Source organism: Bacteroidota bacterium (genome assembly GCA_039821555.1).
Lineage (GTDB): Bacteria > Bacteroidota > Rhodothermia > Rhodothermales > Rubricoccaceae > JBCBEX01.
Window position 1 is genome coordinate 206,968 of the sequence record JBCBNX010000001.1, and the last position, 14,347, is coordinate 221,314.

Consider the following 14,347-nt stretch of genomic DNA (forward strand, 5'->3'; position numbering starts at 1 on the left):
GGGACGCTAGCTGCCTTGCTGCTGGGCCTGGCCGCGTAGCTGCGCGAGTTCTAGCTCGGCCCGCTGATGCACGGGATTGTCGTGGTCCGTGACCGCGATCACTCGCTCCATCGACTCGATTGCCTGGTCGAGGCGGCCGATGCGTGCGCGCATGAGCCCCATGTTGAAGTTGGCCTCGGGGTGGTCCGGGTAGCCCTCGATCACCGTCTGGAGTTGCTCGACCGTGCCCATCGGCGTGGAGGGGTCGTACTGGTAGGCGAGCGCGAGATTAACGCGCACGTCGGGGTCGTCTTCGATGGCAAGCGACTGTTGATAGGCGTCGATGGCGCTGAGGGCGACGGGTGCCTGCTCGTCTGCGCCGACCTGCGGAATGTGGTCGAGCCAGAGCGTCCCGACGGTGGCCCAGGCTGCCGCGGTCTGCGTGACCTCGGCGAGCGCGGACTGTGCCTCGGCCGCGCGGCCGTACAGACCGGCACGAGCATAGGTCTCCACGAGCTCGATGCGCTTGCCGATGCGTCCTGCCTCTGTCTCTGCGGCAGCAATGTCGGCTTCGATTTGCGCCGCGCGCGTCTCGGTTTGGGGGTCCGCCGTCACGGGTGCCGGTGCCGCAGGGGGCGGTGTTCCGGCCGCTCCGGATGCAGTCGCTGGCGGTGCCTCCGTCTCCACAGGCGATTCAGGTGTACCGCTGAGGCGGTCCACGGCAAACAGCACGAGGGCAAAAGCGGCGACCGCCCCGACCATGACGAGCAGCTTCTTGGAGCCCGCTGGTTTCGTGGCCGCCGACGGCGGACCAGAGGGTGGCGCAACGAACCGGACAACTCCTTCAGCTAGCGGGGCACCGCACATCGTGCAGAAGCGCCCGGAGAGGGGGTTCTCAGCACCGCACTGCCCGCAATACTGCACCGTGCGCTCGGGAGGAGAAGCGGGGCGTTCGAGGGGCGCGTCCATGGGAACCGGTGTGGTGGGAGGAATGCCAGCGCTCTCCGGGGCTGGAGGCACGGCTTCGACGGCGTTCGATGACGCATCCGCGTCCAAATCTGAGGAGTGTACGATCCGTCCGGCGGTGAGGTCGTGCCCGCAGAGGTCGCAGCGGGTAGCGCGGGGCGTGAGGCGCGCCCCGCATTCGGGACAGCTGTCGGCGGACGTATACATGGCGGTGGAGGAAATGGTCGGCGATGCGAACGCCCAAACAGCCACCCCGGGCCGTCGTTTCCGCCCACGTTCGGCTTTGCGTCGGCTTCAACCTGCGCTCGAAGAGACCACGCCGGACAGCTACACCACGTCGTCGTCGAAGAGCGAAGCGAGTTCGCGGTTGTGCGTGCGGAGCCACTGGTCGAGCAGCTCGCCGACGGCCTCGGCGTTGGGTTGCGCAAGGGCTTCTTGCGCGAGGGCCTCGGCTTCGAGCTGCGTCATGGCCCGAATGACCCGCTTCACGTCGAGGAGGTAGGCGGGCGACATGCTGAGTTCGTGCACGCCGAGGCCTACGAGCAGCGGCACCATGCGCGGTTTGCTCGCCATCTCACCGCACAGGCCTACGCTGATGCCGTGCCGGTTGGCGGCGGCCACGGTGCGAGCGATAAGCATCAAGAGGCCGGGGTGCAGTTCGCGGTAGAGGTTGGCGACCAAGTCGTTGCCGCGGTCGACGCCCAGAGTCAGACTGGTGAGGTCGTTGGTGCCGATCGAGAGGAAGTCGACTTCCTGGGCGAAGCGCGGGGCGAGGAGCGCCGCAGCGGGCACCTCGATCATCACGCCCACCTGCACGTCGCGGCCGTGGGGGATGCCAGCGCCCGCAAGATCAACGAGTACTTGGTTCATCACCTTCTTGAACGCGCGCACCTCCTCGATCACCGTCACCATCGGGAGCAGGATGCGCACCGGGCCTTCCACGGCAGCGCGCAGGATCGCGCGGAGTTGCGGCTTCAGGAGTTCGGGGCGGTCGAGCAGCAACCGGATGCCACGCCAGCCGAGGAACGGGTTTGGCTCGCGTCGAGCCACGTGCAAGACCTTGTCGCCGCCGAGATCGATGAGCCTGATCGTGACAGGGTGCGGCGCAGCCGTGCGGATCGTCTCGCGGTAGATCGCGGCCTGCTCCTCTTCCTCGAGCGCCTGGCCTTGCGCCATGAAGAGCAGCTCGGTGCGGAAGAGGCCGATGCCTTCGGCGCCGTATTCGTCGAGTTGCGGGAGTTCTTCGCGGAATTCGAGATTGGCCCGAAGGGGAACCGGGCATCCGTCGCGTGTCTCGGCGGGGAGCGGCAGCAGGTCTGCCCGGCCTTCGAGGAGGGCCTCGTAGCGCGCGCGCTTCTGAGCGAAATAGCCCTGCGTCTCCTCGTCGGGGTTGATGACGACCCGGCCTGAGAAGCCGTCGAGGATGAGCGTATCGCCGCCGCGGATGGCCGCCGCGGAGCCGTGCAGGCCAACGACAGCCGGAACCCCTAGAGCGCGCGCCATGAGCGACACGTGCGACGTCGGGCCGCCGAAATCGAGCACGCAGCCGCGGATGCCTTGGCGGCTGAAGAGCAGGATGTCAGCGGCCGTGAGGTTCTCCGCCACCACAATCCGGTCGGGGTCGATGTGCGAGACGGCGCGGTCCTGGTTCAGATTGCGCAGCACCCGGTTCTGCACGTCGAGCAGTTCGGCCGCGCGCTCTCGCCAGCGCGGGTCGCTGCTGGCCTGCAGGCGGTTGCGGAAGCGGTCCATCGTCGCTTGCAGTGCAAAGCCTGCCCCCGTGTGCTCCCGACGCACGCGGTCGATCGTGGCGTCGTAGAGCGACGAGTCACGCAGCATGAGCAGCTGAGCCGAGAACAGGGCACAACCCTCAGAACCGATCTTCTCGTTCGCGACGACGAGCACCTTGCGGAGTTCGCGCTCGGAGCGCGCCACGGCGTCCTCGAACCGCGTCACCTCGGCCTCTACATCGCCGTCTTCGATGTGCTCCTGCGTGGCCTGGTACGCGCCTGCCTCGTAGACATACGCCTGTCCCATGGCAATGCCTGGTGCGACGGCGAGCCCGTTGAGCACCCTCATCCCGCTCGCGGTCACGTGAGGTTCGGGCGGCGCCACCACCAGCGCACCCTCAGGATCGCGGGGCGAGGCAGGCGGACGAGACTCCGACGAGGCGAAGGCCAGCGGCATAGAACACAGAAGTGGGGTGCGGAAGGGTCCCTGTCTATGCCCGGACTGCTTGGATGTTCGCTCCTAGCCTCGTCCTAATTGTTCAAGCCAGCAGCGTGACGCGCCGTGCCAGCCTCGACCATGCGCGCTGCACTCGTCGTGGCGGGCGTAGAGCCCAGTGCAGGCTCCAGGAAGTGCCCGCGCGCGGACGGCGACTACTTCTCCTCGCCGAAGCTGCCTTCGAAGAGGGCTTCCATGGCGTCGGCGGCGGCCGTCTCGTCCGGTCCGTCGAAGAGCAGCTCGAGGGTGGCCCCCTGCTCAGCGGCCAGCGTCATCACGCCGATGATGCTCTTGCCATTGATCTCGTAGCCATCTTTGCGGATGAAGAACTCCGACTCGAAGCCCGCTGCCGTGCGGACGATCATTGAGGCGGGACGGGTGTGGACGCCCGCACGGTTACGGACGGTGACTTCGCGCGTGAGCATGCGACTGGAAGGAGCGTTGCGGTGGGGAGAGCGAGCGACAATAGCGAGGCCGCCGCAAGGTATGCATGCGTCACAATGGAAAGCGCAGGGGACGACGCACCCGCCCACACTCCTTTCGCATTCTAAAGAACGCGCTTGGCCTGCTCCGGCTCGGGCGTCTACTTTGGTTTCGGCACTCTCACCCGCACCCCCGCCCATGGCCCGCACTCACGATCGCCGCGCCGTCTGGTCGTGGAGTCTCTACGACTTCGCCAACAGCGCCTTTACCACCCTCGTGGTCACCTTTGTCTACGCCACCTACTTCACGCAGGGCATCGCGGAGAACGAGATCGAGGGGACAGCGCTCTGGACGCGCGGTATCACGATTACCGCCGTCGCCGTGGCCCTTCTATCGCCGTTCCTTGGCGCGATGGCCGATCGCGGCGGGCATCGCAAGCGCTACCTCGGCATCGCCACGGTGGTCTGCATTGGAGGCACGACGGCGTCGTTCTTCTTTGGCGCGGGCGACGTACTCCCGGCCCTCGTCTGCATCGTTGTCGCAAACATCGCCTACGAGATGGGACTGGTGTTCTACAACGCCTTTCTCCCGGACCTCGCACCGCCCGACCGCATCGGCCGCGTCTCGGGGACGGCCTGGGCGCTTGGTTACCTCGGCGGTCTCATTGCCCTGGCGCTCGGTCTGTTTCTCTTCGTGCAAGGCAATGTCTTCGGCCTCGATACCGAGACCGCCGAGCATGTCCGGGCGACGAATCTGCTCGTGGCCGTGTGGTTTGCTGTGTTCTCGATCCCGCTGTTCCTCTTCATCAAGGAGGCGAAGCCCGAGGATCGCCCGAGCACGGCCGCGTTGTTCTCGTCCGCCTTCAGCGAAATGGGGGAGACGGTTCGAGAACTAGGGCGATACCGGATGATCGTCCGTCTCCTGCTCGCGCGGCTGTTCTACAACGACGGCCTCGTGACCATCTTCGCGCTCGGCGGCATCTACGCGGCGGGGACGTTCGGCTTCGAGACCGACGAGATCATCTTCTTCGGCATGGCCCTCAACGTGGCGGCAGGCCTCGGCGCGTTCCTGTTCGGCTTCGTGGACGACAAGGTCGGCGGCAAGACGACGCTCTACGCCTCGCTCGCGCTCCTGTGCGTGGCCACGCTCGTGGCCGTGTTCGGGCAGACCAAAGCAATGATCTGGGCGGCAGGTATCCTCGTGGGCCTCGCGGCCGGCCCGAACCAGTCGGCGAGCCGCTCGCTGCTCGGCCGCTTCGTCCCGGACGACAAGGAGACCGAGTTCTATGGCTTCTTCGCGTTCTCGGGCAAGCTGACCGCGTTCATGGGGCCGCTCCTCTTCGGCATCCTCACGACGACGTTCGAGAGCCAGCGCGCGGGCGTCGCCGTGGTGCTCGTGTTCTTCGTCATCGGCGCGGCGCTGCTCACGCTCGTCGACGAACGCGAAGGCATCGAACTCGCCGGACGCCCCGCCAACACCGGCGAAATCGACTGAGGCACCATCGCTTGCGTCACCTGCTTCGTGTACCACGACTATGCCTACCGTCTCTGACATCGCCGCCGCCCTAGAAGCGTGGGCCCCACGCGGCATGGCGGCCGACTTCGACAACGTGGGGCTCCTCGTGGGCGACGCCGCGCGCGAGGTGTCCGGCGTGCTCGTGGCGCTCGACCTGACGCCCGCCGTCGTGTCGGAGGCCCAGAAGCTGGGTGCGGAGTTGATCGTGACCCATCACCCGCTGCTCTTCAAGCCGCAGAAGCGACTCGTGGCCTCAGACCCGGTCGGCGCGCTCGTGCTACGGCTAGCCGAGTCCGGCATCGCCTACTACGCCGCGCATACCAACCTCGACGCGGCACCGGCAGGCGTCTCGTTTGCGCTCGCGGAGCAACTCGGGGTCCGAGACGGACGGATTCTCGTCTCGCAGGACGACGCCCTCGTGAAGCTCGTCACGTTCGTTCCGAACGAGGCCGCCATGGCAGTCCATGCTGCAATGGCCGAGGCAGGCGCCGGGCGCATTGGTGATTACGAGGCGTGTGCATTCACCTCCATTGGCCGTGGCTACTTCCGGCCTACCGAGCGCGCCAACCCAGCCATCGGCACGGCGGGCGGACCGCTAGAAGCCGTGGACGAGGTGCGCCTCGAAGTGGAAGTCATGCGATGGGACCTCGGGCGCGTTGTGGCGGCGCTGAAGGCAGCGCACCCCTACGAAGAGGTGGCCTACGACGTGTTCGCGCTCGAAAAACCGGCGACGCGAGCAGGCTACGGCGTCGTCGGCACGCTCCCGACCCCGATTCCCCTGGCCGACTTCCTCGCGATCGTGCGAGCCCGCCTGAATGCGGGGGCCCTGCGCTATGTGGGTGACGATACCGCGATGGTGTCCACGGTCGCGGTGTGCGGCGGGTCGGGCAGTCGCTTCATCCCACACGCGCTTCGTGCGGGAGCCGATGCGTATGTCACTGCCGACGTGACCTACCACACGTTCTTCGACGTGCTCGACCTCGAAGGCACCCCAATGATGGCGCTCATCGACGCCGGGCACTACGAGACGGAGCGCGTCACCGAACGCATCCTCGTGGACTATCTAGCCGCGCGATTCAACGGGCTCGCGGTGCATCGCACGGACGCGTGGACCAGCCCAATGCGCACGTGGTCAACGTAACCGACTACGCTAGCCCATCGACTGCATCTTGAGCATGACGCCGTTCGGGTCTTCGAGGAAGACTGCGTCGCCAACTTCGGTAAACGGGTACTCCTGGGCGAGCAGGCGTACGCGGAGGAGCTGCCACGTTCGCTGGGGGAGCCGAAACCCGAGCTGGGTCACCGACCGAGCCCCGAGCGGCATCGGCGGCACCTCGATGAGTTCGAGCACGTCCTGGCCGTCGGCGTCCACGAGAAAGGCCTGCATGAACGTGCTGTCGGCGGTGTGCGGGGCCATCGATCGAAGGTGGAAGCCCAGCGTCCCAACGTAGAAGGCGATCGCCTCGTCGAAGCAGTCCGTGCACAGCGCGATGCTGCCGAGCCACACCGTCGTGGAAGGCTTGCGGAACGCCCGTTCAGCGGCGGCGGGATCGGGGTGGCGGCGGCTGAAAGCGGAGGGATCGAACATCGAGTCGGGGGAAGTCAGCAAGGTCGAGCGGCGCTGGTCACGCAGGGCCAGGACAACACTCCCATACGTCGTGCCGTGTCGGTGTCAGCCTGTATAGACGGCGTTCACGTAACCCACGGCCCGTGTTCTTCACCGGCTGTGCCGGCTCCCTGCGGGCTCCCGACCGCGCCTGCGTCCTACATCGACACGCACTGAGGCAGGGGTGCGCTCAAGCGAACACGGTCGTGCGGTCGCCCCTCAGCGCCCGGGCGGCGAAGCGAAGCGCATCGGCGAGCCGGTCGGCATCGGCGAGCGGGTTGTAGACGTAGGCCGACGCCCGCAGCGACGTCTCCACCTGCGGCGCGTCGGGCTCGTTGGCGAGGTGCGCATGGAGCGGCATCGTGCAGTGGTGCCCGGCCCGGCACATGACGCCCTGGGCGTCGAGCAGCACGGCGAGGTCGTGCGGGTGCACGCCGTCCATCTGGACCGCCACGATGCCGCCCTCGGCCTCGTGCCCCTCAGGCGGCCCGATGAGCCGCAGCCCGTCGATGTCGCCGATCTGCTCCATGGCGTGCAGGCCCCATGCGTGCTCGTAGGCGGCTACGGCGGCCATCCCCGTCTTGCCGTCGTAGGTGAGGCTCGACAGGTAGTCGCACGCGGCGGCGAGGCCAATGGCGCCCGCGGCGTGGGGAGTCCCCGCTTCGAAACGCGCGACGCCGTCGAGGTAGACTGGGGCTGAGAGCGAGACGCGCTCGATCATACCGCCGCCGGTCTGGTAGGGCTGCATCGGTCCGAGCCGCGCAAGATCGACGACGAGTGCGCCGATGCCCGTCGGGCCGAGCATCTTGTGGCCGCTGAACGCGAGCGCGTCGCAGTGCAGGTCGGCGAGGTCGACGGGGCGCGTGGGGACGCTCTGCGCGCCATCGAGCACGGTGATCGCGCCGACTTTGCGGGCCGCTCCAAACACTTCGCGGACCGGGTTCTCGACGCCGAGCACGTTCGAGACGTGCGCCATCGCCACGAGCTTGGTACGGCGGCAGATCAGCGCACGAGCCTCGTCGAGGTCCACAAGCCCTGTTGGCGTGAGGGGGAAGTAGTGGAGCGTCGCCCCCGTCCGCTCGGCGACGGCCTGCCACGGTAAAAAGTTCGAGTGGTGCTCCTGCGGACTGACCAGGAGTTCGTCGCCCGGCTGAAGCTGCTCCATCGCCCAGGCGTGCGCGATCAGGTTGAGCCCTTCCGTGGTGCCACGCGTGAAGACGACCTGCTCCGGCTCGGCGTGCACAAACGCTGCAACGGTGCGGCGAGCCTGTTCATAGGCATCGGTCGCTCGCTGGCTCAGTTCGTAGACGCCGCGGTGCACGGGCGCATTCTCGTACGCGTAGAACCGGGCGAGGCGGTCTACGACGGCCCTCGGCTTCAGCGACGTGGCGGCCGAGTCGAGGTAACACGGCCGTTCGTCCTCAGAGACATCGAGGAGCGGGATCTCGGACGGCGGGAGCGGGAGGGCAGGCATGGCGAGATATGCGGGAGTGGACGTGTGGAGGTGTAGGAGTACGCACGTTCACACGTCCATACGTTCACGCCTCCACACCTAGATCAAGCCCATCGTGAGCTTGGCCTCGTCGGAGATCATCTCCTGGTTGAAGGGTGGCGTGAACACGATCTCGACGGTCGCGTCGTCGCACCAGTCGAGCGCTTCGAGGCCGTAGCGGACCTGCTGAGGCAGCAACTCAGCCGCAGGGCAGTTGGGCGCCGTGAGCGTCATCTTGACGTGCGCCGTCTGGCCCTCCACATTGGTGTCGAGGCCGTAGATGAGGCCGAGGTCCCAGATGGGTACGGGGATTTCGGGGTCGTAGACGCTCTGGAACACCTCGACGGCCTCGCGCTCGTGCGGGGCGAGGTGGTCGAGGTCGTCGCGGCCGTCAATTAGAAAGTCGCGGTACATCGGGGACTGTGCAGTGGGTGCGAGGATGAGAGCTGTGGTACCCCAGGCACTGCACCAGGTTCAGCGCGAAGTGCGAGGGTCGCGTGCAGATCGGTGCTGTTGACGACGCTCTCCACATTCTGCATCGTGCATCGTCACTGCCCGATGCGACCGAGTTCGACGCCCTCAGAGTAGGCGACTTCGATCCCAGCTTCGCTAAAGGCGTGCTTGATGCGGCGGTGCACCTCGAACGTCACCGGCCAGTAGTCGTCCGGCTCCGCGTAGGGCCGCACCGCGAGGACAACGCTGTGGCTGTCGAAGGCCTCGATGCCGATCTCCGGAGCGGGGTCGTCCAGTACGCCCGGCGTTTCGGCGAGCACCTCTTGGATGAGGACCTCGACCTTGGGAAAGCTCTCGCTGTAGGGCATCGTCACGTTGAGTTCCAGACGCACGCGGCCCTTCTTCGAGAAGTTGGTCAGGATGCCGTCGATGACCTTCGCATTGGGGATCACAAGCGTCTTGAGTCCCGGCGTGACGATGATCGTGGAGAAGATCTGGATGGTCTCGACGCGGCCGAACTGGTCCTCGACCGAGATCCAGTCGTCGGCCTGATACGGCTTGAAGACGAGGATGAGGATCCCTGCGGCGAAGTTCGCTAGGCTGCCCTGGAGCGCGAGGCCCACGGCAAAGCCCGCCGCGGCGAGCACCCCAACAAGTGCCGCCGTTTCGATGCCAACCATGCCGGCCACCATGAGCAGCAGAAACACCTTAAGCGCGATGTCCAAGAAGGACGAGAGAAACGACACGATCGCGCGCTCGAACCCGGCTCGGTTCAGCGCGGCCTCGGCCAGTTTGCGCACCCGCTTGATGACCCAGAACCCCACCACAAGGAGGGCAGCGGCACCCGCGAGGTTGCCGAGCACGGGCACGATGTCGTTGAGGAAGAATTCGAGGTAGGCTTCCGCGTTGTCCATGAGATCGAGAGCGTCTAGTAGGGTGGGGACCGAGAAACTAGCGGCGGGGGAGGTACCGTGCACGCGATCGGATCGGCTGCTGCTGACAAGTGCCGAGGCCGCGTTACCCAGAGTGTATTCTTTGCGGCTCCCTGCCATCACGCCTGTCCCACCCAGCATTGGCTCTTCAGATGCGGCAAGTCTACGCTACGCTTCGGCTCATCCTGCTTCTGCTCGTCGCTGCACCTGCGTGGGCGCAAGAGCCCGCTCACACAGACGCGAGCCTCGCAACAGATCCCTCGGAAAAGAAGCGGGTGACGCTCACCAACGGCACGGTCCTCGTCGGCGTCATTCTCGAAGAGACGCCGGACACTATCGTGCTCGCCACCGATGACGGGCTACAAACGACGATCCCGCGCGCGAACATCGAAGAAGTCGGACCGCTCTTGGAGCGTGGGTTCAGCCGCTACGATCCAATCCCGTCACGCCTGTTTATCGCTCCGACTGGGCGGACCATGGCAGCGGGCACGGGGCGGATCTCGGGCTACTACATCCTCCCATCCGTCGCCTACAGCCCGACGGACCGCCTCGACCTCTCGTTCGCCTCGTCGATCCCTACGGGTGGTTTCACGCTGTTCAACTTCAACGTGAAGGGCCAACTTGTTCGAGGGGAGAACATGGCTTTTTCAGTCGGGGCCAACGCCTTCGTGCCGGTCGGCAGCGACCTGGACGGTACCGGCGTGGCGGGCACCGTCTACGCGGCGCTGACCGCAGGCTCGCCGACGAACGCCTTCACGTTCGGCGTATTCGGGGTCTACGCCAGTGACTACGAAGATGTCGATTTCGGCGAGGGGGCGTTGGTGCTGGCGGGCTACGAGCGGCAGGTGTCGAACTCGATCAAGCTTATCTCCGAGAACTACATCGGGGTTGGGTCCGGCGGATTCGGCGGGGGCTCGCTGGCAGGTGTGCGGTTTTTCGGGGACCGCGTGGCCGGGGACCTTGCCCTCGGGTTCGGCTGGGGCGAGGGCGGCCTCGAAATCTCTCCGATTCCCTACGTCGGCGTCTCCTACACCTTCGGCCGGTAAGCGGGCGCGTCAGCGGTTGAGGGCTGCCTCGGTCGCCTGGAGCAAGGCCGCACAGCGCCGGCGGTTGACGCCAAGGTCGCTGTAGCCGGTCCGGCTCGTGCTGCGTAGGTAGAGCGCGGCACCGCCATCGGACAGCGGTTCAATGGCAATCAGCACGTCGTCCTGGAACACGCCGACGCGGTAGAGCGCGTAGATCCGCCGCTGCTCCTGGCTTGACTCGATGCTCTGCGGTTTGCCTACGCGCCAGCCTCGCACCTCTGGAACGGTGTCGGCCACGAGGCGGAAGAGTGTATCCGCGTCTTCGCCGAAGCGGCGCGCCTCGGTATGGCCGTTGGGCGTCGGCGGCAGGTCCGGAAGCGGACTCGGCGGTAGGGCAGAAGGACCGTCTCGAAACACGTCAGCTCGCAGCGGTTGCTGGCATGGCGCCCGGACTGAATTCGCCATCGTTGTACTTCGACGGGCACTTCACAAGGATCTTCTCCGCGACGAAGACCTCGCCGTCCATGCGGCCTTCGACGACGACGCGTTCGGCGTCCTCGAAGTTAGCCGGCTTGGGGTTGAAATAGACTACCTGTCGTATCCCGCCGATCTCGTCGGTCATGTAAAACGAAAACTGGTTGGACGACGCATCGTAGCTCACGGGCTGCTCGCGCACCCAGTCGCCGACGACGTGGGCGTAGTTGCCCGTCTGTTCAGCCGTGGCAAAGTCTTCGTAGCCGCCGACCTGTTGCCCGAAGCTGCGGACAACCAGGAAGCCGAACACGCCGATGAGCGCAATACCGATGATGGTCTTGGGGGTCATGGAACCGAAGAGCAAAGGTTACGAGGAGGTGTCGCGGTCGACGTCGCGCTCCAGTTGGCTCAGACGGCGATCCGTCCGGGCAAGCATCAGCAGCACCCCGATCCAGACCACCAGCACGACCGCGAGCACGACCGGGAGGCGATCCTCCGCGAGCATGATGCGGTCGAGCCCCTCAAACTCCTGGACTGGGATGTCTTCGAGGGTGGCGATAGGACCCGTGCTGTCCGCTGCAGCGGTAGGGGGCGTCGTCTCGCCCTGCACCGTGCTCGTGTCGGCCTGCGCGACCAGGGTCACGGGCACGTCGTAGTCTGTCGAGTAGGACGGTGAGAGCAACATCGGAGGCGGTGGAGTGAGGGCCGCGTGTACCAAAGGATCGCGTCAAGGATGCCCGTCTGCACGGCCTCGGCGGCGGCTTCACAGCGATTTCGGGACGCGGAGCCCAGTCGGCTGTGCAAGGCTGCAACGCTACGTGATCAGAGTGCACCTACCAGTTGCGCCTCCTCGCGATCGCGACGGCGCTCTTCGAGCACGCGCACCCGCACGCGCTGTACGTAGATCCAGTAGAACAGCAGCTGGAAGCCGATGAGCGACGCGTAGAGCACGATGCGCATTTGCGGGGCGATGTCCATCTCGCTGAACGCTGGGTTGCCCTCCGCGCCAGGGTGCAGGCTCGCCATGCGGCGCGGCAGCACGTAGATCAAGAACGGGAGCGTCGTCGCGGCGAAGAGGCAATAGGCCGCCGCGATGCGGGCGCGGCGCCGCGGCTCCTCCAGCGCGCCGCGCAACACGAAATAGGCCCCACCGATGAGCAACTGCACCGCGACCATCACCTGGCGCGGGTCGCCGTTCCACCAGATGTCGGTGCCGACATACCACGTGAAGCGCCCCCAGACGACGCCCGTCACCATCGCCATCAGCCCCGCGCCCACGGAGACGACCATGGCTTGCTCGGCGCGCACGTCGTGGATGCGTCGGCCGCTTTGCAGCACTCGGACGGAGTGGTAGGCCGCAATGAGCGAGAAGACGAACAGCGCGAGCCACAAGGGGAGGTGGAAGTAGAGGTTGCGCGCCGTGTGCTCTAGGATGGGCAGCCACGCGATGTCGCCGAGTAGTGACACGACGATCACCACCGTCACCCAGATCGCGGCGACAATCGTGAGGAGACGGTAGGGCCAGCCGGTGCGCGGGGTGGGGAGGTCGTGGGCAGTCACAGGTCGTAGGTGGTGGGTCCGCTGTCTGTCGCGAACTACCAACCTCCCGGACGCTTCCGCGTTTCGCGATTCGACAGACCTTCGACCAGCAGTCTCAGCGCCGAGAGGCTACTCCGTCCACACGTACTCGAACAGGAGCGACGACGCCGTGATGAGGAGGCCGGCAAAGCCCACGAGCGACGTCAAGTCGGGCAGCGCCTCCGTCCACAGCCCCGCCGTGAAGGGGCGCGTGGCGCGCTCGGTCAGGTTGACCACCGAGAAGAGCAGCGGCACCAGCACCGGAAACGCGAGCACCGCCAGCAACGGCGCACCTCCGGACGCCCGCGCGATCATCGCCGCCAAGAGCGTGGTGGCCCCGGCGAGGCCGATGGCCCCGAGCACGAGTGTGAGCAGGAGCACGCCCGGTGCCGCGATCTCCGCCCCGGTGACGAGCAAGAAACCAGCCGCGGCCGCCAGGTTGAGGGCAAGGGTCAACGCAGCATTGTACAGGAGCTTGCCCGCATACACGGCGCTCGGCGGCACATGCAGCTGCAGGAGCAGCGTGGTGCCGCGTTCCTCCTCGGCGACGAAGGCACGACCGAGCCCCACGCACGCCGCGAACAGGATCACGATCCACAGCAGCGCGGCCCGCACCGGCGGCGAGATCTCCGTCTGCCCAAGCGCGAACAGGACCAGCACCAGCGACGCGGCGACAAACATGCCGAGCGCGTTGATAGCGTAGCGGCTGCGCAACTCAAGTTGCACATCCTTCCGGAAAACGGCCCAGGTGGCGCGGAAAAACACGGGGCAGTGAGGCGATCAATCAATGAGGCAGGGAGAATGGTACCGCGCAACCTGAACGGATCCGAATGGGTTTGGCGGGAAGACCCGTTCGTTTCTGCTTTCCTTGCCCGATGCTCGACCTGTCTCCCCCGGCTACCGCGCACCGTCCGTGGACGGTTCCGTCTTCGCCGTGGGTGCTGTCGATGCGGTGGGCGTCGTTGACGTTTCTACATTGGCCGGTGCCCGTCGCCGCGCTTCGCCCGCTCATCCCAAACGAGCTGGAGGTGGATACCTACGCTGGCGAGGCGTGGATCGGCGTGGTGCCATTTCGGATGGAGCAGACCAAGGTGCGCGGGCTCCCGCTCGTCCCGGGCACGCACACGTTTGGCGAGTTCAACGTGCGGACCTACGTGCGTCACGCGCCCACTGGCCGCGCAGGCGTATGGTTCTTCAGCCTCGACGCGGCGAGCTTCCTCGCCGTGTGGGCGGCACGCGCCAGCTTCGGGCTGCCCTATTTCACAGCCGAGATCAGCGTCGCCCACGATGTCGCGGTGATGAAAGGAAGCCAACTCACCGACCCAGCAGTGGCCGAGTCTGACGTGGTGCGCTACTTCAGCCGCCGCACGCACCGAGGCGCCCCCGAAGCAGCCTTCCGCGCTACCGTCCTGCCGATGAACAGCCTCGTCTCGGCAGAGCCGAGCAGTCTCACACACTGGTTCACCGAGCGGTACGCCCTGTTCGCTAAACGCTTTGGCAAGCTGGTCACGGGCGACATCCACCACCGCCCGTGGCCACTTAGGCCTGCGGAGGCCCGCATTGAGGCGAACACGCTCGTGAGCGCGTGGGGCATCGACCTGCCCGATGTGGCACCGTATGCCCACTACGCTGAAGCCGTGGACGTGGTCGCGTGGCCCCCACGGGTGGTTGGATAGGA

The 14,347-nt window shown here is 66.4% G+C and carries 16 protein-coding genes; 4 read left to right on the plus strand and 12 right to left on the minus strand.

Going from position 1 to position 14,347, the window contains the following annotated elements; genetic code table 11:
- Nucleotides 1-6: 6 nt before the first annotated feature.
- From AAFU51_00835 to AAFU51_00845, 3 genes are all read right to left on the minus strand, one after another.
- Nucleotides 7-948: a zinc-ribbon domain-containing protein gene (locus AAFU51_00835; protein MEO1569791.1), complete on the minus strand. Its 942-nt coding sequence runs from the start codon at nt 946-948 to the stop codon at nt 7-9.
- Nucleotides 949-1,272: 324 nt separating this feature from the next.
- Complete coding sequence (gene ptsP / locus AAFU51_00840) at nt 1,273-3,132, minus strand: phosphoenolpyruvate--protein phosphotransferase (GenBank protein MEO1569792.1); 1,860 nt, start codon at nt 3,130-3,132, stop codon at nt 1,273-1,275.
- 194 nt (nt 3,133-3,326) lie between these two features.
- Nucleotides 3,327-3,596, minus strand: coding sequence for an HPr family phosphocarrier protein (locus AAFU51_00845; GenBank protein MEO1569793.1), 270 nt, complete (start codon nt 3,594-3,596; stop codon nt 3,327-3,329).
- A 196-nt stretch (nt 3,597-3,792) separates the two neighbouring features.
- On the opposite strand from AAFU51_00845, the gene AAFU51_00850 reads away from it, so the two are divergent.
- Nucleotides 3,793-5,088 (plus strand): MFS transporter, encoded by a 1,296-nt coding sequence (locus tag AAFU51_00850; protein MEO1569794.1) that lies wholly within the window; start codon nt 3,793-3,795, stop codon nt 5,086-5,088.
- Between the two features lie 40 nt (nt 5,089-5,128).
- Nucleotides 5,129-6,250, plus strand: a complete 1,122-nt coding sequence (locus AAFU51_00855) for a Nif3-like dinuclear metal center hexameric protein (GenBank protein MEO1569795.1) — start codon at nt 5,129-5,131, stop codon at nt 6,248-6,250.
- Between the two features lie 9 nt (nt 6,251-6,259).
- Here AAFU51_00855 and AAFU51_00860 read toward each other — a convergent pair whose 3' ends face one another.
- From AAFU51_00860 to AAFU51_00875, 4 genes are all read right to left on the minus strand, one after another.
- Nucleotides 6,260-6,718 carry a VOC family protein gene (locus tag AAFU51_00860; protein ID MEO1569796.1) on the minus strand — a complete coding sequence of 153 codons (459 nt, stop codon included), beginning with the start codon at nt 6,716-6,718 and terminating at the stop codon, nt 6,260-6,262.
- Between the two features lie 187 nt (nt 6,719-6,905).
- Nucleotides 6,906-8,189, minus strand: coding sequence for a cysteine desulfurase (locus tag AAFU51_00865; GenBank protein ID MEO1569797.1), 1,284 nt, complete (start codon nt 8,187-8,189; stop codon nt 6,906-6,908).
- 78 nt (nt 8,190-8,267) lie between these two features.
- Entirely contained in the window at nt 8,268-8,621 is a 354-nt protein-coding gene (locus tag AAFU51_00870; protein MEO1569798.1) for an iron-sulfur cluster assembly protein, read from the minus strand.
- Between the two features lie 134 nt (nt 8,622-8,755).
- Nucleotides 8,756-9,574 carry a mechanosensitive ion channel family protein gene (locus AAFU51_00875; GenBank protein ID MEO1569799.1) on the minus strand — a complete coding sequence of 273 codons (819 nt, stop codon included), beginning with the start codon at nt 9,572-9,574 and terminating at the stop codon, nt 8,756-8,758.
- A 170-nt stretch (nt 9,575-9,744) separates the two neighbouring features.
- Here AAFU51_00875 and AAFU51_00880 point away from each other — a divergent pair, with 170 nt between their 5' ends.
- A complete protein-coding gene (locus tag AAFU51_00880; GenBank protein ID MEO1569800.1) occupies nt 9,745-10,638 on the plus strand; it encodes a hypothetical protein in 894 nt (297 codons plus the stop codon).
- 9 nt (nt 10,639-10,647) lie between these two features.
- Here AAFU51_00880 and AAFU51_00885 read toward each other — a convergent pair whose 3' ends face one another.
- The 5 genes from AAFU51_00885 to AAFU51_00905 form a co-directional block, all read right to left on the minus strand.
- A complete protein-coding gene (locus tag AAFU51_00885) occupies nt 10,648-11,034 on the minus strand; it encodes a DUF1499 domain-containing protein (protein MEO1569801.1) in 387 nt (128 codons plus the stop codon).
- Between the two features lies 1 nt (nt 11,035).
- On the minus strand, nt 11,036-11,440 hold the full coding sequence (locus tag AAFU51_00890; protein MEO1569802.1) for a cytochrome c maturation protein CcmE: 405 nt from the start codon (nt 11,438-11,440) through the stop codon (nt 11,036-11,038).
- A gap of 18 nt (nt 11,441-11,458) precedes the next feature.
- Nucleotides 11,459-11,776, minus strand: coding sequence for a CcmD family protein (locus AAFU51_00895; GenBank protein MEO1569803.1), 318 nt, complete (start codon nt 11,774-11,776; stop codon nt 11,459-11,461).
- A 137-nt stretch (nt 11,777-11,913) separates the two neighbouring features.
- Nucleotides 11,914-12,651 (minus strand): cytochrome C assembly protein, encoded by a 738-nt coding sequence (locus AAFU51_00900; protein ID MEO1569804.1) that lies wholly within the window; start codon nt 12,649-12,651, stop codon nt 11,914-11,916.
- A gap of 108 nt (nt 12,652-12,759) precedes the next feature.
- Nucleotides 12,760-13,434, minus strand: a complete 675-nt coding sequence (locus AAFU51_00905; protein MEO1569805.1) for a heme exporter protein CcmB — start codon at nt 13,432-13,434, stop codon at nt 12,760-12,762.
- A 110-nt stretch (nt 13,435-13,544) separates the two neighbouring features.
- Here AAFU51_00905 and AAFU51_00910 point away from each other — a divergent pair, with 110 nt between their 5' ends.
- Entirely contained in the window at nt 13,545-14,345 is an 801-nt protein-coding gene (locus tag AAFU51_00910) for a DUF2071 domain-containing protein (protein ID MEO1569806.1), read from the plus strand.
- Nucleotides 14,346-14,347: the final 2 nt, after the last annotated feature.

What these genes read in the sequence shown, in the direction of transcription:
- AAFU51_00835 (MEO1569791.1), bottom strand. Translation starts at nt 948, where the DNA reads ATGGACGCGCCCCTCGAACGCCCCGCTTCTCCTCCCGAGCGCACGGTG.
- AAFU51_00880 (MEO1569800.1), top strand. Translation starts at nt 9,745, where the DNA reads ATGCGGCAAGTCTACGCTACGCTTCGGCTCATCCTGCTTCTGCTCGTC.
- AAFU51_00910 (MEO1569806.1), top strand. Translation starts at nt 13,545, where the DNA reads ATGCTCGACCTGTCTCCCCCGGCTACCGCGCACCGTCCGTGGACGGTT.
- AAFU51_00855 (MEO1569795.1), top strand. Translation starts at nt 5,129, where the DNA reads ATGCCTACCGTCTCTGACATCGCCGCCGCCCTAGAAGCGTGGGCCCCA.
- AAFU51_00875 (MEO1569799.1), bottom strand. Translation starts at nt 9,574, where the DNA reads ATGGACAACGCGGAAGCCTACCTCGAATTCTTCCTCAACGACATCGTG.
- AAFU51_00845 (MEO1569793.1), bottom strand. Translation starts at nt 3,596, where the DNA reads ATGCTCACGCGCGAAGTCACCGTCCGTAACCGTGCGGGCGTCCACACC.
- AAFU51_00895 (MEO1569803.1), bottom strand. Translation starts at nt 11,776, where the DNA reads ATGTTGCTCTCACCGTCCTACTCGACAGACTACGACGTGCCCGTGACC.
- AAFU51_00850 (MEO1569794.1), top strand. Translation starts at nt 3,793, where the DNA reads ATGGCCCGCACTCACGATCGCCGCGCCGTCTGGTCGTGGAGTCTCTAC.
- AAFU51_00890 (MEO1569802.1), bottom strand. Translation starts at nt 11,440, where the DNA reads ATGACCCCCAAGACCATCATCGGTATTGCGCTCATCGGCGTGTTCGGC.
- AAFU51_00870 (MEO1569798.1), bottom strand. Translation starts at nt 8,621, where the DNA reads ATGTACCGCGACTTTCTAATTGACGGCCGCGACGACCTCGACCACCTC.
- AAFU51_00865 (MEO1569797.1), bottom strand. Translation starts at nt 8,189, where the DNA reads ATGCCTGCCCTCCCGCTCCCGCCGTCCGAGATCCCGCTCCTCGATGTC.
- ptsP (MEO1569792.1), bottom strand. Translation starts at nt 3,132, where the DNA reads ATGCCGCTGGCCTTCGCCTCGTCGGAGTCTCGTCCGCCTGCCTCGCCC.